Origin of the sequence: Euzebyella marina, assembly GCF_014855515.1 — a bacterium.
Lineage (GTDB): Bacteria > Bacteroidota > Bacteroidia > Flavobacteriales > Flavobacteriaceae > Euzebyella > Euzebyella marina.
Window position 1 is genome coordinate 1,357,450 of the sequence record NZ_JACYFK010000001.1, and the last position, 26,650, is coordinate 1,384,099.

Consider the following 26,650-nt stretch of genomic DNA (forward strand, 5'->3'; position numbering starts at 1 on the left):
ATACAGCCGTAAATTTAGGAAAGTAAATTGAATAAACTTATTTTTGCGCGACATAGAAAATAAAGCACACCCATGCAGTACGATTTCAATAGCATAGAGAAAAAATGGCAGGAATATTGGGCCAAAAATCAAACATTTAAAGCCAGCAACGACTCTGAGAAAGAGAAGTTTTATGTGCTTGATATGTTTCCCTATCCTTCCGGTGCAGGTCTGCATGTGGGGCACCCTTTGGGGTACATTGCCAGTGATATTTATGCACGCTATAAAAGGCATAAGGGTTTTAACGTGCTGCACCCCATGGGCTATGACTCTTTCGGACTTCCGGCGGAGCAGTATGCCATTCAAACAGGCCAGCATCCGGCCGATACCACTCGGGTAAATATTGAAGGGGGAGTTGATAAGGAAGGAAAGAAAATTGAGGGTTACCGCAATCAATTAGACCGCATGGGCTTCTCTTTCGATTGGAGCCGTGAGGTGCGTACCTCTAACCCCGATTATTACAAATGGACGCAATGGGTGTTTATTCAATTGTTCAATTCTTGGTACAATACCGATACCGATAAGGCCGAAGATATTTCAGATTTAATTTCTGCTTTTGAGAAGAACGGAAACACCGATATCAATGCCGTTTGCGATGAAGACACCCCTTCTTTTAGTGCAGAAGATTGGAAAGCTTTTTCAGAAAAGGAAAAACAAGAACTATTACTAAAATACCGTCTGACCTATTTGGCCGAAAGCGAAGTGAACTGGTGCCCTGCCTTGGGTACCGTGCTCGCAAATGATGAGATTGTCAATGGTGTTTCTGAGCGTGGTGGTCACCCGGTGGTTCGTAAAAAAATGACCCAATGGAGCATGCGAATTACCGCCTATGCCCAGCGATTGTTAGACGGACTTCAAAAAGTAGATTGGCCACAGCCTTTAAAAGATTCACAGACCAACTGGATTGGTCGCAGCGTTGGAGCCTCCGTAGACTTTAACTTAAAGGATTTTGAGAATACTATCTCAGTTTTTACAACAAGACCTGATACTATTTTTGGGGTAAGTTTTATGACTCTTGCTCCCGAGCACGATTTGGTGGTAAAAATCACCACCCCTGAGCAAAAGGAGGCTGTAGATGCCTATATCGAGGCTACGGCCAAGCGAAGCGAACGCGAGCGAATGGCAGATGTAAAGACCATTTCGGGAGTATTTACCGGTGCGTATGCAGAACATCCTTTTACGAAAGAACCGATTCCTGTTTGGATTGGAGACTATGTTTTGGCCGGTTACGGAACAGGTGCCGTGATGGCCGTGCCTTGTGGCGATCAGCGCGATTATGATTTTGCTAAGCATTTTAATATCGACATACCGAATATTTTTGAAGGTGTTGATATTTCTGAGGAGGCGTTTGCGGACAAAGAAAATACAGTGATTGCCAATTCTGATTTCTTGAACGGATTGCCCTATAAAGAGGCGACCAAAAAAGTGATTGCCGAATTGGAGAAACTAGGCCAGGGAGAAGGCAAGGTCAATTACCGCCTTCGTGATGCCGTTTTTAGCCGTCAACGCTATTGGGGTGAGCCTTTCCCGGTGTATTATGATGCCGATGGATTGCCGTACATGATCGAAGAAGAGTATTTGCCAATAACTTTACCGGAGGTGGATAAGTATCTGCCAACAGAAACGGGAGAACCGCCTTTGGGTAACGCCACCGAGTGGGCTTGGGATACCGTAAGCAAAAAAGTAGTGGCGAACAGTAAGATAGATAACGAAACGGTCTTCGCCTTAGATTTGAATACTATGCCTGGTTGGGCAGGTAGCTCGCAGTACTTCAATATATATATGAACGTGGACCCCAAGAATAGTCAAGAGATTTTCTCCCAAGATGCCATTAATTATTGGCAAGATGTGGACTTGTATATTGGCGGTAGCGAGCACGCAACCGGCCATTTGTTGTATAGCCGTTTTTGGCAAAAGTTTATGTTCGATAAGGGCCTGGTGCCCAAAGACGAGTTTGCCAAAAAACTCATCAACCAGGGGATGATTACGGGGACAAGTGCCTTTGTTTATAGGTTGCCCATTACGTTAGGTTTTGATAAAGAAAACCTCGATGAGACTTATAATATTAAAAATGAAGTTCTCAATACTCAGATTTTTGTCAGTTATACCTTAGTTTCTAGTTTGGTAAAAGATGCTGACGTTGCTGCCGATTTGCAAACTTCACTCGAAGATATTTTTACAGGAAAGTATGGGAAAGGTTTTGCCAATGTAAGTTTAAGAGTTGATGATATTCAGAAAATACACGCTGATGTTTCTTTGGTAAATGCTTCGGACGAATTAGATATTGAAGGATTTAAAAAGTGGCGGCCTGAATTCGCAGAAGCTATATTTGTAGATGATACTGGAAGGCTAATAATAGGGAAAGGAAATGGTTATATAGTTGCCCGCGAAGTAGAAAAAATGTCCAAGTCCAAATACAACGTAGTCAACCCAGATGCTATTTGTGAAGAGTTTGGGGCAGACAGCCTCCGTTTGTATGAAATGTTTTTGGGTCCGTTGGAGCAATCCAAACCTTGGAATACAGCCGGAATCACCGGTGTTCACAGCTTCTTGAAAAAACTTTGGCGTTTGTACCATGGTGGTGTCGATGGTGCTTTTATGGTCAATGACGAAGAACCTAGTAAAGACTCTTGGAAAACGCTTCATAAAACCATTAAAAAAGTAGAGGAAGATATTGAGAACTTTAGCTTTAACACCTCGGTTTCTACCTTTATGATTGCCGTAAACGAACTATCGTCTCAAAAATGCGCCAGTCGTCAAATTTTAGAGCCTTTGATTATTCTAGTATCGCCTTATACGCCTCATATCGCTGAAGAACTTTGGGAAAAATTGGGTCACACAGAATCTATTTCTGAGGCGCCTTTCCCTAAATTTGAGGAGAAGTACTTGGTAGAAAGTAGCAAAGAATATCCTATTTCCTTTAACGGAAAAATGCGTTTTAAACTAGAGCTTCCTTTGGATATGTCTAAAGAAGATATTGAGTCCGCTGTATTGGCCCACGAAAAAACGCAGCAGCAATTACAAGGGCGAACCCCCAAAAAGGTAATTGTGGTGCCCGGTAAAATCGTAAATATCGTTGGCTAACGGCTATTCTATTATTAGAAATTCCTAAAATATCAACTTTTGAAATTAACACCCCTCTATTTTGAGGGGTGTTTTGTTATAAAAATGTGTTTTCTAGCCTATTAAGCATTAGTTTTTAACGACTTTGTTTTCAGTTGCCCAATTTTTATTCCAATTTTGAAGGAACTTAAAAGGCAACTCAAATGAAAATAGGTGTACCAAAAGAAATCAAAAACAACGAAGGTCGAGTGGGTATGACCCCTGCCGGGGTTTACGAATTGGTAAAAAATGGCCATAGCGTTCATGTTCAATCGGGTGCCGGAGAAGGCAGTGGTTTCTACGACCACGACTATAAAAAGGCCGGTGCTATCATTTTAGATACCATCGGGCATGTTTATGCCATGAACGAAATGATCGTGAAGGTAAAAGAGCCAATTGAAGAAGAGTATGAGATGGTGCAGAAAGGGCAAGTAATATTTACCTATTTTCATTTTGCATCCAGTGAAGCCTTGACCAAGGCCATGATTAAGAGTGGTGCGACCTGTATTGCCTATGAAACGGTAGAAGATGAAGACGGCACCCTGCCCTTGTTGACACCGATGTCAGAGGTGGCCGGTAGAATGGCGATTCAGCAGGGAGCCAAATACCTGGAGAAACCGGCCAAGGGTAGAGGGGTACTTTTAGGTGGTGTGCCTGGGGTAGCACCTGGTAAGGTTCTGGTGTTAGGGGCGGGAGTCGTTGGTATTCAGGCTGCTAAAATGGCAGCAGGATTGGGCGCCCACGTAACCATTCTTGACATTAATTTGAAACGATTGCGCTATGTAAACGATGTTATGCCACCGCACGTAGTAACCGAGTTTTCAAATGAATTCAATATTAGAAAGCACATAAGGTCACACGACCTCATAGTTGGCGGAGTGTTGCTCAAAGGCGCAAAAGCCCCCAATCTAATCACTAGAGATATGTTGAGCGAAATGAGGCCGGGCACCGTTATCGTAGATGTAGCCGTTGACCAAGGTGGCTGTGTTGAAACTACACGGCCGACTACCCATGAAGACCCTGTTTATATAATTGATGATGTGTTGCACTACACGGTAGCCAATATGCCCGGTGCCGTGCCCTATACTTCGACTATGGCTTTGACGAATGTTACCCTGCCGTATGTTCTTAAGTTGGCCAATTTGGGTTGGCAAAAAGCCTGTGAGATGGATAGTTCTTTGCAAAAGGGACTTAATATCACCGATGGGAAGGTGGTTTATAGGGAAATTATAGAGGCCTTCAATTGGACGGGAACGAAAGCCTGACCATGTACATTTTGTCAGTAAGGAGCACCCCGTTCTAATATGGCGGGGTTTTTGACGTTAAGTGAAGAAGGTTTCCCATTGGATGGGGAAACTTAGTATCTTTATTACGATTAAATTAGAAAATTATGATGGGTTATTATATACTTATCGGAGCCATTGCCTTGGTGAGCTGGCTCGTAAGTAGCAAACTAAAAAGTAAGTTCAAGCACTATTCTAAAGTGCATTTACGAAACGGGATGAGCGGAGCCGAAATTGCCGAAAAGATGTTGGCAGACCACGGCATTCGTGATGTAAAGGTGATTTCAACTCCTGGAATGTTGACCGACCACTACAACCCGAAGAACAAAACCGTAAACTTGAGTGAGGGTGTTTATAGTCAGAGAAATGCCTCGGCGGCAGCGGTTGCGGCACACGAATGCGGCCACGCGGTACAGCATGCACAGGCCTATGAGTGGTTGACGATGAGATCTAAATTGGTGCCAATAGTTAGTGTTACTTCCAGTTTCTCGATGTGGGTTGTTTTTGGTGGATTGATGCTTGGTGCGGCAGCCGGAGTCGGTTTGGGTTTTTGGATTGCCATAGCAGGTTTGGTAATGATGGGTTTTGCCACATTGTTCAGTTTTGTGACATTGCCTGTTGAATATGATGCCAGTAACCGTGCCCTGGCTTGGCTAAAAAACAAGAACATGGTAACCCCGGAAGAATATAAGGGTTCAGAAGATGCTTTAAAATGGGCGGCTAGAACCTACTTGGTGGCTGCTATAGGTTCTTTGGCAACATTGGTCTATTGGGGAATGCAGGTACTTGGCGGAAGGGATTAAGTTTCGTTCAGAAAAATAAAAAAAGACCCCGAACCATTGGTTCGGGGTCTTTTAGTTTATAAGCTTTTTTCTTTTTGGATAAATTAGTCTATCCAATCATTAATTTTGCCATCGATTATTTGTAGACCTACGCCTTCGGTGCCGGTCAACTCGATCATATCGAGAATATCGCGAATGGTGTTCTCTTCTTCCACTTGCTCCAATACGAACCAGTCTAGAAAACGCTCTGTAGCCAAATCACCCACTTCACGGGCTTTCATCACAATATTATGAATTGATTTGGTCACTCGTATTTCATGATCTAGAGCATTCTCGAAAATATCTACAATAGAAGAATATTCATGTGAAATTCCACCTATTTCAGGCGAAATGGCATTTCCGCCGGCATCGATGACAAATTGAAAAATTTTCATCATATGCTCGCGCTCTTCTTCCGCTTGCTTATAGAAAAATTTGGCGCCGGTGAAAAATCCGTTTTGATCACACCAAGAGGCCATGGCCAAGTATGTTGCAGAGGCGTGTGCCTCCATTTTTATCTGATTGTTGAGTAGGTCCATACTTTCGACCTTTATACTCAAACTTTGTCTAGCTATATCTTTCATGGTATCTAACTTTCTACACCAAAGATACCAAAGAAATAGCTATTTAGCTACTAGTCAGGCTAGTTTGTAACTGGTTTTAGATTGATTAAAAATTAGTGAAGAACTAGACCCTTTGGGCTCGGGTTGAAGTAGGAACGCAGATATCGAAAAAAGAGAAAGCTCCGATAAGAAGTTCTTTAAGGTCTAAAATTTCTAAAGTATTAAGAACAAAAAGGTGTTCTTTATTACAAAGGGCTAAAATTTCGAATCCGTGGGCATTGAGTTCACCATCGAAATGGTCTTCTATACGAATGGCCCATACTTTTTGTCGTAAAGCCAACAACTGGCAGAAAGATAGTCGTACCACCTTCTGGCCAAAATCAATATAAAAGCATCTTTCCTTATCCGATTGGAAAAAAGCGTAGTAGTTCGATGAGTGAATTAGCTCCATTGAGGACAAAAATAATCCTTATTTAGATTTAATACAAATATTATATCTGAATTTGTCGATCAATTTGCTGTGCGAGCGAAATAAAGGTTTCAGTTCTTGATACACCTTCAATTTGTTGGATCTCTTTATTTAAAACATGCATCAAATGCTCGTTATCCCTACAAAGCACTTTTATAAGAATCGACCAGTTGCCAGTGGTGTAATGGCATTCGAGCACCTCGGGAATTTTCTCCAGTTGCTTTACCGCTGCCGGATTGCTCATGGCCTTATCTAAATAAATGCCAATATAGGCCATCGTAGTATAGCCCATTACTTTGGGGTTGATGACAAACTTAGACCCCGATAAAAGGCCGGACGCCTCTAACTTTCGAAGACGTTGATGAATGGCCGCCCCTGAAATACCGATTTTTCGGGCTATTTCAAGAATAGGTTTACGCGCATCTTCCATGAGATATCTAAGTATTTTTTTGTCAATGCCATCTATTTTGACATTTTCGTTATCAGATTTCATGATTTCGTTTCAAGTTGATGTTCAAATTAACGAAAATATAGTGAATCGATAACTTGGAAGATGCTATTAAACAATGAAAGTTTCAGGGTTGTAACCGAGATAGGGCACTTCGTACTCCTTAAATGCTATTCCGTATGATTTAAGTTCTGACAAAATAGGCTCATATACTTCGCTTTTAAGCGGTATTTGCACCCCGGGGGTGGTAATTTTTTTGTTTAATATGGCCAACGTTGCCATCGCAACTGGAAGGCCCACCGTTTTTGCCATGGCCGTATGTGTGCGATTTTCGCCGATAACCGCCATATTGGAGTCTATCTGATATTTTTCTCCATCAAGCTCATATCCGAATTTGTGGTACATGACTATCATATCTTTGTCAGTATCGCTCAAAGTCCAACATGATTCTAAAATGTATTGCAACATTTGGGCGGGAGTGGCATTTTCCAAGGGAACGGTTTTTTCGGGGTTGAACAAATCTAGCTCCAGTAGCTTTTCCCACATGATATCGTCTTGATCGATTTTTAGGTAATGACGTAATTTGAGTTCAACCGAATCGGTAGGTGAATAGGGCAGAAAAAGGTTGGTGAAGTCACGGTAAGACATTCCTTCTGAGTTTTCAACTATATAGCTATCATCGGTCATGCCCAGCTGTACAAATAGGTTCCATGCTTTTGAGAAGCCGACACGCCTTAAGGTACCCCTGTATAGGGTGAGAACATCTTTGAGTCCGTAGGCTTCTCGATAGTTGAGCGAGTCGCGATTGGCGTATCCTTCAAAACGCCCATACCCCTCAATGTCAAAAAATTCGGTACGCCTGAACAAGCGGTGATACGGTATGTATTTATAGGTGCCCTCTTGAATAAATTTGGCGGTTCCGCCTTGTCCTGCAAGCACTACGTTTCTCGGGTTCCAAGTGAATTTATAGTTCCATAGGTTGTTGTCGCTCTCGGGTGCTACCAATCCTCCAGTGAAAGACTCGAATAAAATCATTTTTCCACCTTGATTTCGAATACGGTCGATAACCTGCATGGCGCTCATATGGTCGATGCCGGGATCTAAGCCGATTTCGTTCATAAAGATCAGCCCTTTATGCTCCACATCTTTAGAAAGCTTTTTTAGTTCAGAACTGATGTATGAAGCGGTAACGAGGTGTTTGCCTTTAATGAGACAATCTTTGGCGATAATGTAATGAAGACTTGCAGGAAGCATTGAGACTACAATATCGCTTTGGTATATCAATTGCAGACGAGATGCTTCCTCAAAAATATCTAACGAAACTACTTCACAGGCGTGATGGTTTCTGATATGGGGAGCAATCGCTTCAGGGTGTAGGTCACCGATAGTGATTCTAATTTTTTCCGATTCAGATTTCTCCAAAAAATAGTCAAGAAGGTAAGAAGTTGATTTGCCAGCTCCAAGGACCAATATTTTACGCATAGGCCATTATTTTTGTTCAACATTCGTACTACTAAGGTATCAATTGTTATAAATACAAAAAAGAATATATTTGATGTTATGAACAAAACAATTTGTTTGTCGGGAATCGCATTAGGAATGCTGGCCGTAATTATTGGTGCTTTTGGGGCGCACGGTCTTGAAAAGGTTTTAGACGATGGGGCTCTTCAGACTTTTGAAACAGGAGTCAAATACCAAATGTACCACGCCTTGCTCATGATTTTAGTGGCTATTATGCCTAATCTCTCCAAAAAATCTAAAATGAGCGTATTCTGGTTGCTGCTTGTTGGAATCGTATTTTTCTCCTTTTCCATTTATCTATTGGCGACCAATTCATTGACGGGTTTTGATTTTAAGTCAATAGCTTTTATTACGCCTATTGGGGGCACTCTTTTGATTGTAGGCTGGGGGTTATTGGGCTACAGGGTATATAAAAGTTTGGACTAAAAAACTTTAACTACAGATAAACTCAACTTCATGAACAACTTAAAGAACAATAGGTCTCGCATTTCTTTGAAGGCCTACGGTATCGAACATGACAATTTTCATTATCAATTGCCACCGAAAGAACTTCATCGAATCTCTTTAGAAAAAGGTATGGGCGAAGTAGCTTCTTCGGGAGCATTGGCTATCAAAACAGGTGAATTTACCGGACGATCGCCCAAAGATCGATTTATTGTTAAAGATGAGGTGACGAAAGATAGGGTATGGTGGGGAGATATCAATATACCTTTTGAAGCGGATAAGTTTGATGCGCTCTATAAAAAAGTAATCGCTTATTTGAACAGTAAAGAATTGTATGTACGTGATTGTTATGCCTGCGCCGACCATAATTACCGTATGGATATTAGGGTAATAAATGAATACCCATGGTCGAATATGTTTGCCTACAATATGTTCATTCGCCCTACCGAGGAAGAATTACGAAACTTCGACCCGGAGTGGACGGTCATCAATGCCCCAGGTTTTATGGCGAACTCAGAGGTCGATGGTACGCGACAACATAATTTTGCCATTCTCAACTTCACACAAAAAATAGCTTTGATTGGCGGCACCGGTTATACGGGAGAAATCAAAAAAGGCATTTTTTCGGCGCTCAACTTTATTTTGCCTGTTGAAAAGAATACTTTGCCCATGCACTGCTCGGCGAACGTTGGTGCCAAAGGTGATACAGCTATTTTCTTTGGTCTTTCCGGAACAGGTAAAACCACCCTTTCTACTGACGCTTCCCGAAAATTAATTGGTGATGATGAGCATGGTTGGAACAATGAAAATGCCGTATTTAATTTTGAAGGAGGCTGTTATGCAAAAGTAATCAATCTATCAGAGGAAAATGAACCTGAAATTTACGGTGCGATCAAGAAAGGCGCCATTCTTGAGAATGTTGTGATGGATGCACATGGAAGGGTTGATTTCTCCGATACCTCCATTACCCAAAATACCCGTGTTAGCTATCCCATCTATCATATAGAAAATGTTCAAAGGCCATCTATTGGCAAGAACCCAAAAAATATATTCTTTTTAACGGCGGATGCCTTTGGTGTTCTGCCTCCCATTTCTAAACTCACACCGAGCCAGGCGGCCTACCACTTTATATCGGGTTACACTGCTAAGGTGGCCGGAACCGAAGCTGGTGTGGTTGAACCCATCCCGTCTTTCTCTGCTTGTTTCGGGGCTCCGTTTATGCCTTTGCATCCTGCGAAATATGCCGAAATGCTAAGTAAGAAAATGCAGGAAGCAAAAGTGAACGTATGGTTGGTGAATACCGGATGGACGGGTGGACCGTATGGTGTTGGTACGCGAATGAAACTGAAATACACAAGGGCCATGATCAATGCCGTTCTAAACGGAGACCTTGGTCTATACAACTATGATGATTACCATATTCATTCGGTTTTTGGTGTAGCGCAACCTCGTGAGTGCCCAGGTGTGCCTACCAGTGTTTTGAGCCCGAGGGCCACTTGGAACGATGATCAGGCATATTATACCACTGCCTTTAAATTGACCAATGCATTTCGTGAGAACTTTAAAAAGTTTGAGTCTTATGCCAGCGAAGAAATTCGTCGTGGCGGTCCGCAGCGGTATGCCTTTTAGTTTTAGATACGAAAAAGCCCGTTGATGTAACGGGCTTTTTTAATGTGTTTTGTAGAACCTTTTTACTTCTTGTTTACCGTAGTAATATACTTTTGAAGTGCCATGGTCATTGATGGGGTTTCAGGTGTCGGTGCCTTAATGTCGATTCGAAGACCCGCGTCGGTCGCTGCTGTAATGGTAGAATTACCGAATACTGCAATACGGGTTTCTTTTTGTTCAAAATCAGGGAAATTCTTCAATAATGATTCAATGCCTGAAGGGCTGAAGAAAACCAAGATATCGTAGTATACATCACGAAGGTCTGAAAGGTCGCTGATGACGGTTTTGTAAAAAATACCGCGTTTCCAATCAACACCAACTTCATCTAGAGTTGTAGGAATTATTTCCTTTAAAACATCGGAAGAAGGAAGTAAAAACTTTTCGTTTTTATACTTTTTGAACAAAGGAACCAGGTCTTGGAAGTTTCTCTGCCCTACATAAATTTTTCTCTTTCTGTAAACCACATATTTTTGCAAATAGTAGGCTACAGCTTCCGACTGACAGAAATATTTCATGGTGTCCGGCACCTTAAAGCGCATTTCTTCCGCAATTCTAAAGAAGTGGTCTACAGCATTTCTACTGGTCAAAATGATAGCGGAGTAGTTCTTAAGATCAATTTTTTGCTGGCGGACATTTTTTGCATCAACCCCCTCAACATGGATGAAAGGCCTAAAATCAACTTTGACTTTTTCCTTGTCAATCAGCCTTGAGTAAGGCGAATTCTCCATTTTTGGTTCCGGTTGAGAGACCAAAATCGTCTTTACTTTCATATAAGTCGAATTAAAGTTTCAGATAACTGCCAATAATAATAAACGGGGAAATTTCAAGAGCGCAAAGGTACAAAATAAAATAGAAAAAGTAGTTGGTTATAAATTTTTGATGATTCCTCAGTACTGTGGCCCAACCAATTATATTTATGAGGAGAATGATTAGAATTGAAGCATAAACGATAACGATTGAGTTTTTTACTACATATACCATTAGTAAATTCGCAATGAACATAACTAAGCCGCTGTAGTTTAAGTATGACAATTTCTTAAAAATTAACTCACCTATGGTTCTGTTCGAGCCAAAAATGAAGCCATTACTTAGCTGTAAAACCATTTTCACGACCAAAAAACCTACGATGCACCCTAATATAATTGGGTACATAAAAGGGTATTCGTCGGTCGAAGGGGCAATCAAGACCTTTCTGACCAAATAGACGAACAAGGCAAAATTCAATGTTTGAAAAATGGTAAAGAAAATATGAAACCAGCTGACTAATTTCTCTTTCTTATTATACATAAATATGTACTTGTTGTTGAAGGGCAGTATGATGAAATTCATAAACCGTGTGTAAAAAAGTCGCTTGGCCAATACCAAGAAGACGAGGCTGGTCACTAGAATAATGGTCATCCAATCAGCGGTTCCGACGGTACGTAGTATAGGTTCCATTATTCAAATTTTGTGTTTACGCCATTAATGCCGTGTATGAGTCCGTTTTCAGAAATACCTATCCTAAAATACGTAGGATCTGACATTTTGGGTTTGGGAAACTTGAAACTAAACGAAACTGTGTCTTTGGCCGGCAATGAGCTTATATTCTTTTCAAGAGGTGTTGCCTTAATTGCCATACGGTCTTTCACGTCTTTATAGGGTGTCAAATAGGCAATATTGAACTTTAGTTTACTCAAGTCTATCGGTTCGTTATACGGATTGTATACCTTAAACGTTTGGTTCTGCTCAAAATTGAGTGAGACAGGCTCTTCAATCAAAGTTTCTAACTTTCGAAAAGATTCAAAATCATCAATAAACTGTCCGTAATACATTTTGCCGTCCCCTTTCGGGAATTCTAGATCGGCATTAGAAGGTCTTCTTGAAATGTACAAGATTTTCTGGTGCTGTACCTTGCTTTCCGAATCATCAATGGAATATTGATTGCGGCGGTACATCAGATTGTTCAGTGAGTAGGTAGGTACATGAGCATAAAATTGGTACATGGGCGCATTGCGGTACGAGTTCTCAAAAACTACCGGCATATCGCCAATTTCAGATTTAATCTGCGCTACCCATTCTTTATTGCCATGGGTTTCATAATAGATGGGAGAGATAGACTCATAGACGAGACCAACTCTAAGATATAGTATTAAAATTCCGTTGGCGATTCCGGTTCTAAAAATCCATTTTCTTATGGAATTATGAGCCATTATTTGTCTAAAAACCAATAAGATTAAAGGAATGGTGATAACAATAATCCATTGTGTTTGAATACGGCGGTTGAAACTCGATACGAAAAAGAAAATGATAATGCCGTAGGTCAGAAATAATAATGCCTTGGTGAATTTATCGGTATTCTTCGTCTTGAACAGCGACCAATAAACCCAAGGGAAAGTAAGCCCGAATAGTGCGATAAGATTTACAAAGTAACCTAAAGTGTATTTAGTAAAACTATAGGGGTCGTTCGGCCTATCAAAAAGATGGTATTTAATGGTAACAAAATCGTTGTCAAAAAGCCAGATAAAATGAGGAACGTAGCATGCCAATGCTATAAGAACGGCACCCCAAGCATATTTGTTCAAAGTCAATTTGAGGTTGGAGAACAAAACAAAGAAAATGACCAATGCCGCGTGGTACTTGCTATACATAAGACCCGCCATCGTTAGGCCAAGTGCTAATGACCATAACCAAGTGCCATGCTCAAGAAATCTTTTATAAACATAGAGAAACAGTGCCGTGAAGAACAAAAGGGGTGTATCGGGCAGGGTAAAAAAACCATAGGCATTCAAAAGCGCCATAGAAAACACCAAGACAAAGAAATGAACTTCGTAATTTTTCTTTCGCTCATCGTCGATACATAACCATAAAACAATCATCATCGCTGCCGAGAGAATGCAGCTGACGAAACGAACCCCAAGTTCTCCTTCAAAAACAAGACCGCCCAACTTGACCATAAGGGCCACAAAAGGCGGATGGTCAAAATACCCCCAACTTAAATTTTGGGCGTAATGCCAATAATAGGCCTCATCAAAAATTAAAGGGGTGGTATACGACTGAATTAGGTTGAGCACAAAAATGACTCCTAGCAAAAGAAGGAATTTTCGGGAAAGGCTGGACTTCATTATTGGTTCGATGAATTCAGTTTAAAGGTGGGCATTTGCTTATACAACGGGCAAAATTACGAATTATGATATTTCAACAATGTCTAAAAATTTCACAATTCCTACACGGGTCTGCCCCAACAGCCTCGAAAACACTATTTTTGCGCAACCATTGACCCACGTATGTCAGATAGTCTTGTAATTATACCCACATACAATGAAATTGAGAATATAGAGGCCATCATCAGGGCTGTATTTTCTTTGAACAAGGTTTTTCATGTTTTAATTGTAGATGACAACTCGCCAGATGGCACTTCAGGCAAGGTAAATGAGCTGCAAGAAGAATATAGCGACCGCTTGTTTCTAGAGACACGTACCGAGAAGTCAGGTTTGGGTACCGCTTATATTCACGGTTTTAAATGGGGCATTGCTAAAAAATATGACTTCATTTTTGAGATGGATGCTGACTTCTCGCACAATCCTGAGGATCTTCCAAGATTGTACAGGGCTTGTCTGAACGGGGCAGATGTTTCTGTAGGATCAAGGTATAAAAAAGGGGTTAATGTGGTCGACTGGCCACTCTATAGAGTTCTTTTGTCTTATGGGGCCTCATTTTATGTAAAGGTGATTACCGGTATGCGTGTACATGATCCTACTGCCGGCTTTGTTTGTTACAAGAGGCATGTTCTGGAAAATATAGATCTTGACTCGGTACGTTTTGTGGGGTATGCTTTTCAAATAGAAATGAAATTCAGGGCTTATCTCAAGAACTACAAAATTGAAGAAATATCGATTATTTTTAGGGATAGGGTCAAGGGCAAATCGAAGATGAGCTCGGCCATCATCAATGAGGCCGTAATCGGAGTTTTTATGATGAAACTGAGAAGCTTGTTTCAAAAAAGTAAGTTTTAGTATGAAAAAGATCTTGATCAAGAACGCGATTCTTGTAAATGAGAATAAGGTTTACGAAAGTGATGTTCTATTGAAAGACGATCGAATAGAAAGAATCGACCGTGACATTACCGAGGCATCGGCAGAGGTATTAGATGTAAACGGAAAGTACCTAATGCCGGGAATAATAGATGACCAAGTTCATTTTAGGGAGCCAGGCTTGACGCATAAGGGTGATATCGCATCTGAAAGTCGCGCTGCTGTCGCCGGAGGTATTACTTCATTTATGGAGCAACCGAATACCAATCCGCAGACAGTGACCATTGAAAAGCTCGAAGAGAAATTTGCCATGGCCGCAAAAAGCGCTTTTGCCAATCATTCGTTTTTGTTTGGTGGTACCAATGACAACCTTGAAGAAATCAAGCGGTTGGACAAAAAAGCTTGTTCCGGTGTCAAGCTCTTTTTAGGCTCTTCTACAGGTAATATGCTGGTTGACAATGAAGAGGTCATAGAGAAAATTTTCAGCAGCACCGAAATGGTCATTTCGGCGCACTGTGAAGACGAAGGCACCATTCGAGCTAATTTAGCGAAATACAAAGAAAAATACGGAGATGATATTCCCGTTAAATTTCATCCCCTGATTCGTAGTGAAGAAGCTTGTTATCTATCATCTTCGAAAGCCATAGCCTTGGCTGAGAAAACGGGTGCAAGGCTTCATGTTTTTCATCTCTCTACAGGTAAAGAGACTTCACTTTTTCGAAATGACATTCCTTTAAAAGATAAGAAGATTACAGCAGAGGTTTGTATACACCACCTTTGGTTTGCCGATGAAGATTATGATGAGAAGGGCACGCTTATCAAATGGAACCCGGCCGTGAAAACGGCTCAAGATAGATCTCGATTATGGGAAGCTTTGCTTGACGACCGGCTTGATGTAATCGCTACCGATCATGCACCCCATTTGTTGCAAGAAAAAGAGAATGTGTATACCAAAGCACCTTCAGGAGGGCCGTTGGTACAACATGCTTTGCCCGCTATGCTCGATAAATATCACGAAGGAGTAATCTCACTTGAAAAAATTATCGAAAAAATGTGCCATAACCCCTCTATTCTTTTTGATATAGAAAATCGAGGTTATCTGCGGGAAGGGTATTATGCCGATCTGGTAGTGGCCGATTTAGACAATCCTTGGAAGGTAGAGAAAAGCAATATCGCCTACAAGTGTGGTTGGTCACCTTTTGAGGGCCATACCTTTGGTTCTAAAATTACCCATACTTTTGTCAACGGGCATATGGCTTATGCAAACGGTAAATTCTCCCCCGAAACCCATGGTCGTAGACTCACTTTTAACCGTTAGGTAACGATGGCTATCAAATTAAAAATAGTTTTGTTTTGCTCCGTGGTTCTTTTGTGCGCTTGCAATGACCAGTTGATTGAACCGCCCGAGAACCTTATTGGTAAAGATAAGATGGTCTTGATATTGAAAGATGTAGCGATCATTAATGCGGCCAAAACAACGAATGTAAGTGTGCTTCGTGAAAACAATGTTGATATTATGGAGTATATCTATGCGAAGTATGACGTTGATAGCCTGCAATTTGTTGAGAGCGATAAATATTATGCATCGTTACCTGCAGAATATAAGACCATGTATCTAAATGTGGAGGCTTTATTGGAAAAAGACCAGAATGTCTTTAAAGAAGCCAAAGAAGTTCAAGATAGTATCAAGAGAATAGAGTTAGAGCGTAAGCAAGAAGAGGCTCAAAGGGTTAAGGATTCTCTTCGAGAAATTTCCGAGAGCAAAACGAAATAAGCGGGTCAAGCGGCTGGAATTGAAAGCCCATCCGTTCTTTTATCTTTTCATTTTGGTATAGTTCTCGATTGTGAAGAGAACGAACCGAGTTCTTGGTGATTCTTCTACCCGATTTAATAAATAGATTTCTCAGCCAATCGAACCATCTTCCTATCTCCAGCTGCCATTTTTTCAATTCTTTAAACGGCGGTTTAAGATTCATGGCTTTCGTTATTCGTGTGAGTATCTCTAGGTAGGTCAGGTTTTCTGCTACGGCAATAAACCGTTCGTTTTTGATGTCTGAATTCATTAGGCCGACCATCATTTCTATCACATCGTCAACAATGATAAACCCTGTACCGCCCGGAGGGTAAAATTGATGTTGTTTGCTGGCTATTTTGAAAAGGGAACCGCTTCCGGTTTCCCAAAACCCAGGGCCGATAATAACTCCGGGGTTTACTATTACAACTTCCAAGCCTTCTTGAGAGCCACGCCATACCTCCATTTCTGCGGCATGTTTGGTAAGGGCATAAACATTTGCGTCTTGGCTGGTCCAGGCATTGTTTTCATCGGCATTTTTTCCCTTCAAGCTTTTTCCGATAGCACCAATGGTGCTTACATAACAGAGCTTACGAATTTTTTTGGCTATACAAAGATTTACGATGTTGGCCGTACCCTCGGTATTGGCTTTGTAAAGTTTTTTGTAATCTGCCGGATCAAATGAAATAAGGGCGGCGGCATGGTATACCAAATCAATGCCATCAAAAGCTGTTTCGAGAGCGGGAATGTCAGTTACATCTGCTTCAATCCACTGAATTTTATTGAAAAGAGTCGCTACGTCGTTTTCATAATAGCTGAATACTTTTTTAACCTGTTCCAGATCACTCTCTTTTCTTCGAATGGCCCGTACCGAATCGTTTTCTTTTGTCAATCTTAATAATAGATGCGCACCTACCAATCCGGTACCTCCTGTAACTAGAATCATGTTTCAAAAATAGGCAATAGGGCCGTATAAATTCCTTTAAACTTACAGGGCAAGGCGGTTATTAACCTTTATATTTGCATGAAATTTAAGAAACAGCTTAAAATGGCATCAAACTTTGTTGAAGAATTAAAATGGAGGGGAATGTTGCATGATGCAATGCCCGGAACCGAAGAACATCTGATGAACGGCATTCAGTCTGCCTATGTAGGTATCGACCCTACGGCAGATTCTTTGCACATCGGGCATTTGGTAGGGGTGATGATGCTTCGCCATTTTCAGTTGGCCGGTCATAAACCCTATGCATTGATCGGTGGTGCCACAGGAATGATTGGTGATCCTTCGGGGAAATCTGCAGAAAGAAACTTACTTGATGAAGCTACTTTAAGGCATAATCAAAATGCCCTGAAAGAGCAGTTAAGCCGTTTTTTAGATTTTGATAGCGATACTGACAACAGTGCCGTATTGGTCAATAATTATGATTGGATGAAAGATTTCTCCTTTCTTGACTTTATTAGAGATGTTGGCAAGCATATAACGGTCAACTATATGATGGCCAAAGATTCGGTGAAGAAGAGACTTTCTGCGGAAGCAAAAGAAGGTATGTCGTTCACTGAATTTACCTATCAGTTGGTTCAGGGCTACGACTTTTTGTATCTGTACGAAAAGTACAATTGCACACTGCAAATGGGTGGTAGCGACCAGTGGGGAAATATTACTACCGGTACCGAATTGATTCGAAGAATCGGTAACGGCAAGGGCTTTGCCCTTACCTGTCCGTTAATTACCAAGGCCGATGGTACAAAATTCGGAAAGACCGAAAGTGGTAATGTTTGGTTAGATGCCGAGAGAACATCACCTTATCGCTTTTACCAATACTGGTTGAACACTTCAGATGAAGATGCTGAAAAGTACATTAAGATTTTTACTTTTTTGAGTCAAGATGAGGTGGCTTCATTAGTTGAATCGCATAAAGAAGCTCCGCATTTACGACAACTTCAGAAGCGTTTGGCCGAAGAAATCACGGTAATGGTTCATTCAGAAGATGATTTGGAAAATGCACAAAAGGCCAGTAATATTCTCTTTGGGAAATCAACTTCAGAAGATTTGAGAAAGCTTAATGAAAAGACATTCTTAGATGTTTTCGAGGGTGTGCCCCAAGCTGAGGTCTCTAGATCCGAATTAGAAGGCGGTCTTGATATGATCGGTGCCTTGGCAGACAAGACCGGATTTCTAGGTTCTAATAGTGAGGCACGGCGAGAGCTTAAGCAGAACTCTATCTCTGTTAACAAAGAAAAGGTGAAAGCTGACTACATGATTACAGATACCGACTTGATCAACAACAAGTTCGTTTTGTTGCAACGGGGTAAGAAAAATTATTTCGTTCTTGTCGTAGTCTAAGAAAGTAATTGATTTTACAATAAGCTCTTAGCCAATATTTTAAATTTTCTTGCGTTAGAATTTTCAGAAAAAGAAAACTGATTGCAATGAAAAACCTAATTTATGGCGTAATCGCTATCTTTCTTTTAGTGAGTTGTGATAAGATAGATGAGCTTACCAAATTTGATATCGACTACAAAAGTAACGTGACGATACCTTCAACCATGGGGGTTGATTTACCTTTCGATATTTTTACTCCCGATGTAGAAACGAACTCAGAATCTGAGTTTGAAGTCAATGATACTCGTAAAGATTTAATAGAAGAAATTCGCCTTAAGCAGTTGGTCTTGAAGATTACTTCTCCTGAAGACGCTGACTTTAGTTTTTTAGAATCGATTGAGATTTACATCTCGGCCGAAGATCTTGATGAGATAAAGATTGCTGAAGAGGCACAGGTAGACCCCAACACGGGTAATACGCTTGATGTAGATGTTATCGATATCGATTTAAAAGAATACATTAAGAAAGATAAGTTCAGTTTACGGTTATATACAGTAACCGATGAAGCCATTAGTAGAGACCATGAAATCGAAGTGAACTCTACTTTTTTTGTGGATGCTAAAATTCTAGGTCTCTAAAGAACCATTAGATTACATCCACGTACATCTGAATGGTCAAATCGGCCTAATATCTCAAAACTGCCATCCGAGTGTAACTTACCCAGGTCTTGGGTTGCTATGAACGAACAAGAATCTCTATTGGCCAGATCGATAACATTGATGCCACCGGTTTTTCCGATGGTTTGATAACTTAGCGGGTCTTCCGTATCCCTAATCAGAATTTTCATCCAAGGCGGAGTTTTAAAAATACCCTTTCCGCTAGAATAAGCCTGAGATAGGAGTTCTGTCATACCATACTCCGAATGAATTTGCCTTACACCAAAACCTTTGGTGAGAATTTCGTGCAACTCTTCCCGAATCAGTTCCTTTCTACGTCCTTTCATCCCTCCTGTTTCCATCACAATAGTATGTTCAAGGCTAAGTCCATACTCCTCGACTAAATCTAAAAGAGCGAAAGAAACGCCAATAAGTAATGTCTTTTGACTCTTTTTTTCTAGGGAGGATAGATTGCTTACCAAAGAAGTAAGGTCCTTTAGGTAAAAACCGCTCGCCTCATGTTTACTCTCCTTTATCAACCGGTCTACCATATAAATGAGCGAAGAGCCATTGCGCTCTAGATAAGAGGGAAGCAGTGCTAGAATACAATAGTCTGAAATATCGCCATAGAATAGTTCAAACCCCTTCAAAAAACTTTCCTCGTAAAGGTTCAGGTCAAGAACTTGGTGTTTGCTCGTTTGGCTTCCGGTAGTACCACTACTGGTGAAAACAGTTTCTGCCTGGCCTATACCTGATATAATCGGGTGTGTTTTGAAGAACGAGATGGGTAAAAAGGGAATGTCTTCAATCTTTGAGATAATATTGGGAGATTTCTCTAAGTAGTCGCAAAACAAGCGATAGACCTCATTGTTCTGATATTGAAATTGAAAAGTCTCCATGGTGGCACTTTCGAATTCCTCAGTTGTAGCAATATTAAAAATTGATTGATTTGCCATACTCTAATCCTTCACAAAAGTACGAATCTCCGATAGTAGATAGGCTGATAGAGCTAGAGTAAATTAATGTTAAGAAAATTAACATCTGGCACGTATGGCGTTAATCCTTTATTAAATAAGAAGGATAACTATCTGAATATTTTGAGTCCGTTTTCAGACCTATACCTTTGCCGCTTAACCGAATTTTCGGTCAAACCTTAAACTAAAAAGTATGAGTCAGGTAAAGAATAATGATACGGTAAAAGTACATTATACAGGAAAATTGGAAGACGGTCAAGTTTTCGATAGTTCAATTGAAAGAGGAGAGCCATTGCAATTTACCGTGGGGCAAGGACAAATTATTCCCGGTTTTGAAAAGGGTATAATCGATATGAAAGTGAACGAAAAGAAAACCGTAAATATTCCGAAGGCCGAAGCTTATGGTGAAACGAACGAGCAGTTGATACAAGAAGTGCCTAAAAGTCAATTACCTCAAGATATAAAGCCGGAAATAGGAATGGGTCTAGTTTCGGAAGGACCGAACGGACAAAAAATGAATCTTATCGTGAAAGATGTTAAACAAGATTCAATAGTGGTAGATGCCAATCACCCACTCGCCGGAAAAGATTTGATTTTTGATCTAGAAGTAGTAGAAATATTATAGTAAGTATAAACTTCTGGTAATTTATAGGGCCTCGCACAAGCGGGGCTTTTACTTTATAACAAGTTTTCGATTAAAACTGTGCTGCTCTTGCTTTATTTGAAGTACATAGATACCAGGTTCTAAACTTGAAATGACAAGGGTATTTCTAAATACCTTTTGCTCAAGAACAATCTTGCCAAAAACATCATACACCCTCACTTCTTTAGTGGCCTTGCTATGGGTAATCAATTCTACCGATTCGCCGTAGGCTGGGTTGGGATATAATTTTAACTCTGGTCGATTTAATTGTTCACTTGCCATTCTTAATTCACTCTCCTGCGCCGATAGGTTTAGAGTGAAAAATAAGAAAGCCATAGAAATAAAGAGTAGGCGCATGGTAATTGATTTGGGATCAATACCTTAAAGATAGCGATACCTTCAATTGAAGCACTAAAAATGTTGTCAAATGGCTATAAATGTATGTTATTAAGTGATGGATTGTCTTCGGGAAAGCACATCCAGCGGCGGAAGACCAGTAGCCTTGAATTGAAATATGAAACCTATTTGATAATCAGCTTTCTGGTGGCAACATTATTGAGTTCATATACTCTAAGTACGTATACCCCGGCGTCTAAGTCGGCCAAGAATAATTCTTTGCCGGTAATTTTTGTTTCGAGAACCTTGGTTCCTAAAACGTCATAAATAGCGATTTGCTTAGGGGCATTTTTCGTAGTGCTGATATAAACCTTACCATCGGTTACTGGGTTGGGGTATAGCTTGAACCCATCAATATCGGCTTTACCGTTACGATCTTGCCCGTACGTAAAGGAAACAAAAAGCAATGTAACTAGTAGGTAAAGGTGCTTCATATGGTAGGTTAAACAAAAAATGTACCACAAATATACTAAATCTTTATATCCTTCGTTGCTCGATCGTATAAACGGTCTCATTTTCTGGATAGAAAGTAAAAAACCCCGCAATTGCGGGGTTTTTGTTATGCTTTTTAATCGTGATTACTCACCAGTTGCCCAAGCAAACGTTGCAACGTCAACTTGAGTGCCAGAAGTATAAGGACCTTCTGTAGTGGCGGCAGCACCATCGATTAGAATATTGGCCAAAGGACCATCGTTAGGCATATCTACCAAAGTAGCATAACCTTCTAAGTAAAGATTTGTGATAGTAGCACCAGTAGTCTTTTTGAACTGAAGAGCAGTACCGTCAACACTAGAAATAGCAGTGAAGTTTTCTAATGTTGGGTTGTTTGCCTGATCGGCACCATCAACACCATCGGCCTCTACCGCAGTAGAGAAACCAGCTACGCTATGTAAAACATAAGTGTTGGTCAAAGTACCGTTCCAACCTTCTGTCCAGTCTACAGCGTCATCTTCGTTGTTTTCTAGGTAGAAGTTGCTTGCGTTAACAGCACCTCCAAAGAACTCAACACCATCGTCGGTACCGTTTAAGATAGCTACGTTTTCAATGGTAGTACCTGAACCTACTGCATAAAGAGTAAGACCGTTGTACTGTGATTCTGAATTGATTTGAGCACCGGCATAGTTGATAACCAAGTAGCTGATAGAACCAGAGTTGTCTGTGTTGTCAGTTCCACCGTATTGGAAGCCACCAACTTCTGCAGTAGCATCAACACCTTCTGAAGTAACACCGTTACCTAAAAGTAACAAACCGCCCCAATCACCAGGGTTTTGGTCGCTAGAAGTCATGATTACCGGAGCCTCAGCAGTACCTTGAACATCGATCATGGCACCTTTCTTAACTACGATATAAGTACTTGTTGATTCACCTTCAGCCGCATCGGCAATGATTACGGTACCAGCAGGTATAGTCAATGTAGCACCAGTTTCAACGCTTAGGCTACCAGTCAATCTGTAGATAATGTCAGAATCCAATTCCATATCGGCATCAACAGTACCTACTAAATCCATAGTTTCAACTGAAGTTTCAGTAGAAACCCATGCGAAAGCAGAAATATCAACTGATGGATCAGCTAAATAAGTCATTGCTGGATCGGCATCGGCACCATCGATTTGAATGTTGGCCAAAGGACCATCGTTAGGCATATCGACAGAAGTTTGGTAACCTGTCAAAGAAAGACCTGTGATAGTTGCACCAGACTCTTTCTTGAACTGAAGGGCAGTACCACCTTTTGTAGATACGGCAGTGAAGTTCGTGATAGTTGGGTTGGCATTAACACCGTCAGCTTCGATAGCAGTAGAGAAACCGGCATTGGTATGAAGTACGTAAGTATCGGTGATAGAACCGCTCCATCCTTCTGTCCAGTCAACAGCATCATCTTCGTTGTTTTCTAGGTAAAGATTTGTAGCGCTAACGGTACCGCCAAAGAACTCAACACCGTCATCGGTACCGTTCAAGATAGCAACATTGTCGATAGCTGTACCAGAACCAACAGAGTAAAGAGTAAGACCATTGTATTGAGACTCTGAGTTAATTTGAGCACCGGCATAATTAATTACCAAGTAGCTAATAGAACCAGAGTTGTCATCATTGGCAGAACCACCGTAAAGAATACCACCTACTTCGGCAGTTGCGTCAACACCTTCAGTAGTTTCAGCGTTACCAGCGATTACCAAACCACCCCAGTCTCCAGGAGTTTCATTGGCTGAAGTCATAATTACAGGAGCAGCAGCAGTACCTTGAACATCGATCATAGCACCTTTTTGAACTACAATATATCTATCAGTACCAGTTTCTGATACGATTTTTGTTCCAGCAGGAATGGTAAGGGTAGCACCACTTTCAACACTGAATACTCCGGTAATAGTATATTCTTTAGATGGGTCTAGTTCTCTGTCTTCAGTCATAGAACCTGTTAAGGCAGTATCTTCAGCAGCCTCACAAGAGTTGGCGCAAGATCCACCGCAGTCAACACCTGTTTCATCACCGTTCTGAACACCATCGGAGCAAGTGGCCGCTGCTGGTGGGGGTGGAGTAGTGCCCCCATCATCATTACCACAGCTGGCAAGGAAAAGCCCTGAAACCATGGCGAAAATCATTGAAAATTTGATTGTTTTCGTTTTCATAATTGTTGTTTTAAATATTAGATCCAATTGTTAAAAGCTATAATTCAAACCCAAGGTCAAAGAGCTTCCACCAGTGTACGAACGAACGATTTCTTCCGTTTCGATACCTGTGGTGCTAGGTCTTACTAATTGGGTTCTCTTTATTTCGGGGTTCAATAAATTCTTGCCCATAAATCTCAAGGTCCAGTGTTCACCGAATTCTTTGGTCATTACTAAATCGAGTACGGCAAATCCTTTTTCTACGATTGACTCATTGTAGAACCGGTCGCTCTGGCTTTGAATTTCAGGAGCGCCCAATGCGAAGATTTTATCCGATGCGTAATTAGCGGTCAAAGAGGCCGAGAACGGATTTTCTGAAGCGGTACTTAGATTAAGGCTGGCATTTACTATGTAATCGGAAGCGCCTTGTAAATCGGCTTTTGTACGACCGTTGTATCTGAAGGTTCTGATGAAAGTGCCATTTTCATCCCTGATTTCCTTTAGGTCTTGACTATGCCAAAGGCGGGTGGCGTTAAAGTTCAGATTAAGGTCATAGCCCCTTGGGGTCTCACCTGAATCATCAATGGTTATCAGGTCAATCTTGGTCTCAATTTCCAAGCCGTATACTTCGGCTTTATCGCCAGAGTTGAAATACGAGAATACACCTGCAGAACCTCTATCTTGAACCTTATTGATGGGGTCTGATATGTCTTTATAGAAAGCCGCTACCGAAATCAATTGGCCGTTAGAAGGAAAATATTCCCATTTAAGGTCATAATTGAGGTCAAGAGAAGCCTCTAAGTCTGGGTTACCTCTTGTTACCTGCCCGGTTTGGGAAACATACTCAAAAGGAGCAATCTCTTTAAACTCAGGTAGGGTAATGGTACGGCTCATTGCCAAGCGAATGGCGTTTTTTTCGCTGATATCGTACTTAATATTGGCACTTGGGTAGAGATTGGCATACTCTTTTGTGCTTTCACCGATTCTACCGGGAATATTACCTACATCATAAGAGACATCGATTATATCTTTTTGAAAACGCATACCCGTGTTAAAATGCCATTTTTTCAAACCGATATTAAAGTTGGCATAGGCCGCTTTCGATTCCAATTCACCTAAATAGGTATCCGGCTGTAATTCATTTATCTGTAGGTCGCCACTCAAGAAGTTTTCATAAGTGAAAATGCTTCCTAAATCATCAATAGATGATGGGTTGATGGTGTTAGTGCTACGTTCTTCGACACCTACAAATTTTGAGCTGAAATCACGCTCTTTGTTTCTGTAGTTTAAACCTAGCTCAATATCAAAAGACTTTTGGTTGTCTTCTTCATTGATGACATTGATGATATCCCTTAGGTACCCATTAAATTCTTGGTCATCGATTTGTTGGTTCGACTTTCGTTGTTGAAACCCACCGGTTCTACCCAACTGAACGAAACTTCCGTCAGGGTCAAAGTTGACCTCGTTACGAATACGATTGGGCTCATCTGCGTCTACCTTGTTAAAACCACCTGCCCACTCTAAGAAATTGTTTTCTTTAAGACGATGCGTACCCAATAGTTGGGTTACCAATAAGCGGGTTTGTTTAACGTTTTGGTCACGAATGAACTGGAATAACCCTTCGGCAGGATCGGTTTCTTCAAAAATGGTCGCTTCACCATTTCTACCTCCTTCAAAAACCTGATCGGACACCTTGTTCACAAAGAAAGTGCTCGATTTAATTTTGTTGTCAGAATTGATGTAGTACGTAAGGTCTAATAGACCACTAGTATTTAATTGTTTTGTGTAAGTGGTCGCGTCGGTGATGGTATCATCGATAAAGTTAGACCTGAACTGTCTGAACAGACCTTCGGCATAATCGTACGAGCGCGATTGAGAAGCGGTCAAAAGAGCTGAAAACTTTTCTTTGAACTTTTTTGCAACCGTTATGTTGTATTGGTAATCGATGGGGGCGCTTTCTTCCGATGTATTCCAACCTTGTTGGGTCAGCTGATTTCTTACAGGGTTGTCTTGGGTATAGAAACCACCGATGATATCATCGGAGTTAGGAGATATCTTATAGCTATCGAAAACCCCGCTTTTAGCGACGTTCGAATTGACACCTGCCCTTACGCCTATACTGATATCGCTTGAACCTTGAAGTTCTCTTGAGGTAATATTGACCACACCTGATGCTTGGTCAGCGGTAGTTTGAACCCCATAGGTCTTACTTACGCTCACATTTTCTATAACCCTTGTTGGGAACAAGCCTAAGTCGATATTCTTTCTTTCTACGTCGTCGGAAGGTACGGGAAGACCGTTAAGGGTTGTTGAAAGATATCTGTCCCCAAGTCCCCTTACAAAAACATCACCGGAAGCCTCACTACTCGATACTCCGGAAATTTTTGTAGTTGCCGTAGCCGCATCTGAAACACCTATTTTGGCCAGTTGCTGTGCGCCAATACTTTCTTTGATTTCAACAGCTTTCTTTTGATCTAAAAGTAAAGCTACTTCTGAATCTTTACGGGCAACCGTAGTTACGACTACCTCGTCTAACGAAACACCTTCAGATGCGCTCATGGGCACATCAATAGTGGTTACCTTGCCACCTTCAACCACAACGTCCGGTATTTCTATCGTTTCATAACCCAAATAGCTAAATAGAACGGTGTAGGTACCTGCCTCTAAGTTTGAAATTTCATAAAGACCGTCGAAGTCTGAAGTGGTTCCTGTGGTTGTGCCTTTGATAATAACGTTGGCGAATGGTAACGGTTCGTTGTTGAACTCTTTGTCTGTCAGTTTTCCCCCAATACTCCCCTTGTCTTGGGCCAGTAATTGTAGCGTCATGAAAAACGCTAGGGGAACAGTAAATAATAATCTCATTTCTTCTTTTTAGTACGCCGCAAATAAAGAGAG

General features: G+C 41.1%; 24 protein-coding genes. 11 read left to right on the forward strand and 13 right to left on the reverse strand.

The features are described from left to right. Positions 1-72: 72 nt before the first annotated feature. The 3 genes from IL356_RS05515 (at position 73) to IL356_RS05525 (ending at position 5,227) form a co-directional block, all read left to right on the forward strand. Positions 73-3,123 (forward strand): leucine--tRNA ligase, encoded by a 3,051-nt coding sequence (locus IL356_RS05515; protein WP_121850426.1) that lies wholly within the window; start codon positions 73-75, stop codon positions 3,121-3,123. Positions 3,124-3,305: 182 nt separating this feature from the next. Continuing rightward, positions 3,306-4,406: an alanine dehydrogenase gene (gene ald, locus IL356_RS05520; protein WP_121850425.1), complete on the forward strand. Its 1,101-nt coding sequence runs from the start codon at positions 3,306-3,308 to the stop codon at positions 4,404-4,406. Positions 4,407-4,531: 125 nt separating this feature from the next. After that, positions 4,532-5,227, forward strand: a complete 696-nt coding sequence (locus IL356_RS05525; protein ID WP_121850424.1) for a zinc metallopeptidase — start codon at positions 4,532-4,534, stop codon at positions 5,225-5,227. Positions 5,228-5,310: 83 nt separating this feature from the next. Here IL356_RS05525 and IL356_RS05530 read toward each other — a convergent pair whose 3' ends face one another. The 4 genes from IL356_RS05530 to IL356_RS05545 form a co-directional block, all read right to left on the reverse strand. After that, a complete protein-coding gene (locus IL356_RS05530) occupies positions 5,311-5,829 on the reverse strand; it encodes a ferritin (protein WP_121850423.1) in 519 nt (172 codons plus the stop codon). 103 nt (positions 5,830-5,932) lie between these two features. After that, positions 5,933-6,259, reverse strand: a complete 327-nt coding sequence (locus tag IL356_RS05535) for a hypothetical protein (RefSeq protein WP_192466532.1) — start codon at positions 6,257-6,259, stop codon at positions 5,933-5,935. Between the two features lie 40 nt (positions 6,260-6,299). Further along, the gene (locus IL356_RS05540; protein WP_121850422.1) at positions 6,300-6,770 is read right to left on the reverse strand and encodes an Lrp/AsnC ligand binding domain-containing protein; all 471 of its coding nucleotides are present in this window, start codon (positions 6,768-6,770) and stop codon (positions 6,300-6,302) included. A 66-nt stretch (positions 6,771-6,836) separates the two neighbouring features. Next, positions 6,837-8,207, reverse strand: coding sequence for a saccharopine dehydrogenase family protein (locus IL356_RS05545; protein ID WP_121850421.1), 1,371 nt, complete (start codon positions 8,205-8,207; stop codon positions 6,837-6,839). Between the two features lie 78 nt (positions 8,208-8,285). Between IL356_RS05545 and IL356_RS05550 the strand changes: the two genes are divergently transcribed. Continuing rightward, positions 8,286-8,672, forward strand: coding sequence for a DUF423 domain-containing protein (locus IL356_RS05550; protein WP_121850420.1), 387 nt, complete (start codon positions 8,286-8,288; stop codon positions 8,670-8,672). A gap of 30 nt (positions 8,673-8,702) precedes the next feature. Continuing rightward, entirely contained in the window at positions 8,703-10,319 is a 1,617-nt protein-coding gene (pckA, locus tag IL356_RS05555; protein ID WP_121850419.1) for a phosphoenolpyruvate carboxykinase (ATP), read from the forward strand. 62 nt (positions 10,320-10,381) lie between these two features. Here the strand turns inward: pckA and IL356_RS05560 are convergent, their stop codons facing one another. The 3 genes from IL356_RS05560 to IL356_RS05570 are packed head-to-tail and all read right to left on the reverse strand — an operon-like array spanning position 10,382 to position 13,426. Further along, a complete protein-coding gene (locus IL356_RS05560) occupies positions 10,382-11,128 on the reverse strand; it encodes a uroporphyrinogen-III synthase (RefSeq protein ID WP_121850418.1) in 747 nt (248 codons plus the stop codon). 10 nt (positions 11,129-11,138) lie between these two features. Beyond that, on the reverse strand, positions 11,139-11,795 hold the full coding sequence (locus tag IL356_RS05565; protein WP_121850417.1) for a DUF4271 domain-containing protein: 657 nt from the start codon (positions 11,793-11,795) through the stop codon (positions 11,139-11,141). Beyond that, the gene (locus IL356_RS05570; protein WP_225621393.1) at positions 11,795-13,426 is read right to left on the reverse strand and encodes an ArnT family glycosyltransferase; all 1,632 of its coding nucleotides are present in this window, start codon (positions 13,424-13,426) and stop codon (positions 11,795-11,797) included. Before IL356_RS05570 ends, IL356_RS05565 begins: the two co-directional genes overlap by 1 nt. Before the next feature lie 195 nt (positions 13,427-13,621). On the opposite strand from IL356_RS05570, the gene IL356_RS05575 reads away from it, so the two are divergent. The 3 genes from IL356_RS05575 to IL356_RS05585 are packed head-to-tail and all read left to right on the forward strand — an operon-like array spanning position 13,622 to position 16,142. Beyond that, positions 13,622-14,350 (forward strand): polyprenol monophosphomannose synthase, encoded by a 729-nt coding sequence (locus IL356_RS05575; RefSeq protein WP_121850415.1) that lies wholly within the window; start codon positions 13,622-13,624, stop codon positions 14,348-14,350. Between the two features lies 1 nt (position 14,351). After that, positions 14,352-15,686, forward strand: a complete 1,335-nt coding sequence (locus tag IL356_RS05580; protein ID WP_121850414.1) for a dihydroorotase — start codon at positions 14,352-14,354, stop codon at positions 15,684-15,686. Between the two features lie 6 nt (positions 15,687-15,692). Continuing rightward, on the forward strand, positions 15,693-16,142 hold the full coding sequence (locus IL356_RS05585; protein ID WP_121850413.1) for a DUF4296 domain-containing protein: 450 nt from the start codon (positions 15,693-15,695) through the stop codon (positions 16,140-16,142). Here IL356_RS05585 and IL356_RS05590 read toward each other — a convergent pair. Then, the gene (locus IL356_RS05590) at positions 16,099-17,106 is read right to left on the reverse strand and encodes an NAD-dependent epimerase/dehydratase family protein (protein ID WP_121850412.1); all 1,008 of its coding nucleotides are present in this window, start codon (positions 17,104-17,106) and stop codon (positions 16,099-16,101) included. The two genes, IL356_RS05585 and IL356_RS05590, sit on opposite strands and share 44 nt — an antisense overlap. Positions 17,107-17,208: 102 nt before the next feature. Here IL356_RS05590 and tyrS point away from each other — a divergent pair, with 102 nt between their 5' ends. Further along, positions 17,209-18,504 carry a tyrosine--tRNA ligase gene (gene tyrS, locus IL356_RS05595; protein WP_121850814.1) on the forward strand — a complete coding sequence of 432 codons (1,296 nt, stop codon included), beginning with the start codon at positions 17,209-17,211 and terminating at the stop codon, positions 18,502-18,504. Between the two features lie 86 nt (positions 18,505-18,590). Continuing rightward, positions 18,591-19,121 (forward strand): hypothetical protein, encoded by a 531-nt coding sequence (locus IL356_RS05600; protein WP_121850411.1) that lies wholly within the window; start codon positions 18,591-18,593, stop codon positions 19,119-19,121. Here the strand turns inward: IL356_RS05600 and IL356_RS05605 are convergent. Further along, the gene (locus IL356_RS05605; protein WP_121850410.1) at positions 19,118-20,095 is read right to left on the reverse strand and encodes a LuxE/PaaK family acyltransferase; all 978 of its coding nucleotides are present in this window, start codon (positions 20,093-20,095) and stop codon (positions 19,118-19,120) included. The two genes, IL356_RS05600 and IL356_RS05605, sit on opposite strands and share 4 nt — an antisense overlap. 211 nt (positions 20,096-20,306) lie before the next feature. Between IL356_RS05605 and IL356_RS05610 the strand changes: the two genes are divergently transcribed. Beyond that, positions 20,307-20,738, forward strand: a complete 432-nt coding sequence (locus IL356_RS05610) for an FKBP-type peptidyl-prolyl cis-trans isomerase (RefSeq protein WP_121850409.1) — start codon at positions 20,307-20,309, stop codon at positions 20,736-20,738. 48 nt (positions 20,739-20,786) lie between these two features. Here IL356_RS05610 and IL356_RS05615 read toward each other — a convergent pair whose 3' ends face one another. From IL356_RS05615 to IL356_RS05630, 4 genes are all read right to left on the reverse strand, one after another. Then, positions 20,787-21,113, reverse strand: coding sequence for a T9SS type A sorting domain-containing protein (locus IL356_RS05615; RefSeq protein WP_121850408.1), 327 nt, complete (start codon positions 21,111-21,113; stop codon positions 20,787-20,789). Positions 21,114-21,277: 164 nt separating this feature from the next. Further along, positions 21,278-21,586: a T9SS type A sorting domain-containing protein gene (locus IL356_RS05620; RefSeq protein ID WP_121850407.1), complete on the reverse strand. Its 309-nt coding sequence runs from the start codon at positions 21,584-21,586 to the stop codon at positions 21,278-21,280. Between the two features lie 144 nt (positions 21,587-21,730). After that, complete coding sequence (locus IL356_RS05625; RefSeq protein WP_225621394.1) at positions 21,731-23,776, reverse strand: hypothetical protein; 2,046 nt, start codon at positions 23,774-23,776, stop codon at positions 21,731-21,733. 30 nt (positions 23,777-23,806) lie between these two features. Further along, positions 23,807-26,617, reverse strand: coding sequence for a TonB-dependent receptor (locus tag IL356_RS05630; RefSeq protein WP_121850406.1), 2,811 nt, complete (start codon positions 26,615-26,617; stop codon positions 23,807-23,809). Positions 26,618-26,650 lie beyond the last annotated feature (33 nt).

Coding starts and splice junctions, on each gene's coding strand:
- IL356_RS05540 (WP_121850422.1), bottom strand. CDS start 6,770: ATGAAATCTGATAACGAAAATGTCAAAATAGATGGCATTGACAAAAAA.
- IL356_RS05630 (WP_121850406.1), bottom strand. CDS start 26,617: ATGAGATTATTATTTACTGTTCCCCTAGCGTTTTTCATGACGCTACAA.
- IL356_RS05525 (WP_121850424.1), top strand. CDS start 4,532: ATGATGGGTTATTATATACTTATCGGAGCCATTGCCTTGGTGAGCTGG.
- IL356_RS05600 (WP_121850411.1), top strand. CDS start 18,591: ATGAAAAACCTAATTTATGGCGTAATCGCTATCTTTCTTTTAGTGAGT.
- IL356_RS05530 (WP_121850423.1), bottom strand. CDS start 5,829: ATGAAAGATATAGCTAGACAAAGTTTGAGTATAAAGGTCGAAAGTATG.
- IL356_RS05565 (WP_121850417.1), bottom strand. CDS start 11,795: ATGGAACCTATACTACGTACCGTCGGAACCGCTGATTGGATGACCATT.
- IL356_RS05580 (WP_121850414.1), top strand. CDS start 14,352: ATGAAAAAGATCTTGATCAAGAACGCGATTCTTGTAAATGAGAATAAG.
- IL356_RS05590 (WP_121850412.1), bottom strand. CDS start 17,106: ATGATTCTAGTTACAGGAGGTACCGGATTGGTAGGTGCGCATCTATTA.
- IL356_RS05535 (WP_192466532.1), bottom strand. CDS start 6,259: ATGGAGCTAATTCACTCATCGAACTACTACGCTTTTTTCCAATCGGAT.
- IL356_RS05610 (WP_121850409.1), top strand. CDS start 20,307: ATGAGTCAGGTAAAGAATAATGATACGGTAAAAGTACATTATACAGGA.
- IL356_RS05575 (WP_121850415.1), top strand. CDS start 13,622: ATGTCAGATAGTCTTGTAATTATACCCACATACAATGAAATTGAGAAT.
- ald (WP_121850425.1), top strand. CDS start 3,306: ATGAAAATAGGTGTACCAAAAGAAATCAAAAACAACGAAGGTCGAGTG.
- IL356_RS05625 (WP_225621394.1), bottom strand. CDS start 23,776: ATGAAAACGAAAACAATCAAATTTTCAATGATTTTCGCCATGGTTTCA.
- IL356_RS05550 (WP_121850420.1), top strand. CDS start 8,286: ATGAACAAAACAATTTGTTTGTCGGGAATCGCATTAGGAATGCTGGCC.
- IL356_RS05560 (WP_121850418.1), bottom strand. CDS start 11,128: ATGAAAGTAAAGACGATTTTGGTCTCTCAACCGGAACCAAAAATGGAG.
- IL356_RS05620 (WP_121850407.1), bottom strand. CDS start 21,586: ATGAAGCACCTTTACCTACTAGTTACATTGCTTTTTGTTTCCTTTACG.
- pckA (WP_121850419.1), top strand. CDS start 8,703: ATGAACAACTTAAAGAACAATAGGTCTCGCATTTCTTTGAAGGCCTAC.
- IL356_RS05515 (WP_121850426.1), top strand. CDS start 73: ATGCAGTACGATTTCAATAGCATAGAGAAAAAATGGCAGGAATATTGG.
- IL356_RS05545 (WP_121850421.1), bottom strand. CDS start 8,207: ATGCGTAAAATATTGGTCCTTGGAGCTGGCAAATCAACTTCTTACCTT.
- tyrS (WP_121850814.1), top strand. CDS start 17,209: ATGGCATCAAACTTTGTTGAAGAATTAAAATGGAGGGGAATGTTGCAT.
- IL356_RS05615 (WP_121850408.1), bottom strand. CDS start 21,113: ATGCGCCTACTCTTTATTTCTATGGCTTTCTTATTTTTCACTCTAAAC.
- IL356_RS05605 (WP_121850410.1), bottom strand. CDS start 20,095: ATGGCAAATCAATCAATTTTTAATATTGCTACAACTGAGGAATTCGAA.
- IL356_RS05585 (WP_121850413.1), top strand. CDS start 15,693: ATGGCTATCAAATTAAAAATAGTTTTGTTTTGCTCCGTGGTTCTTTTG.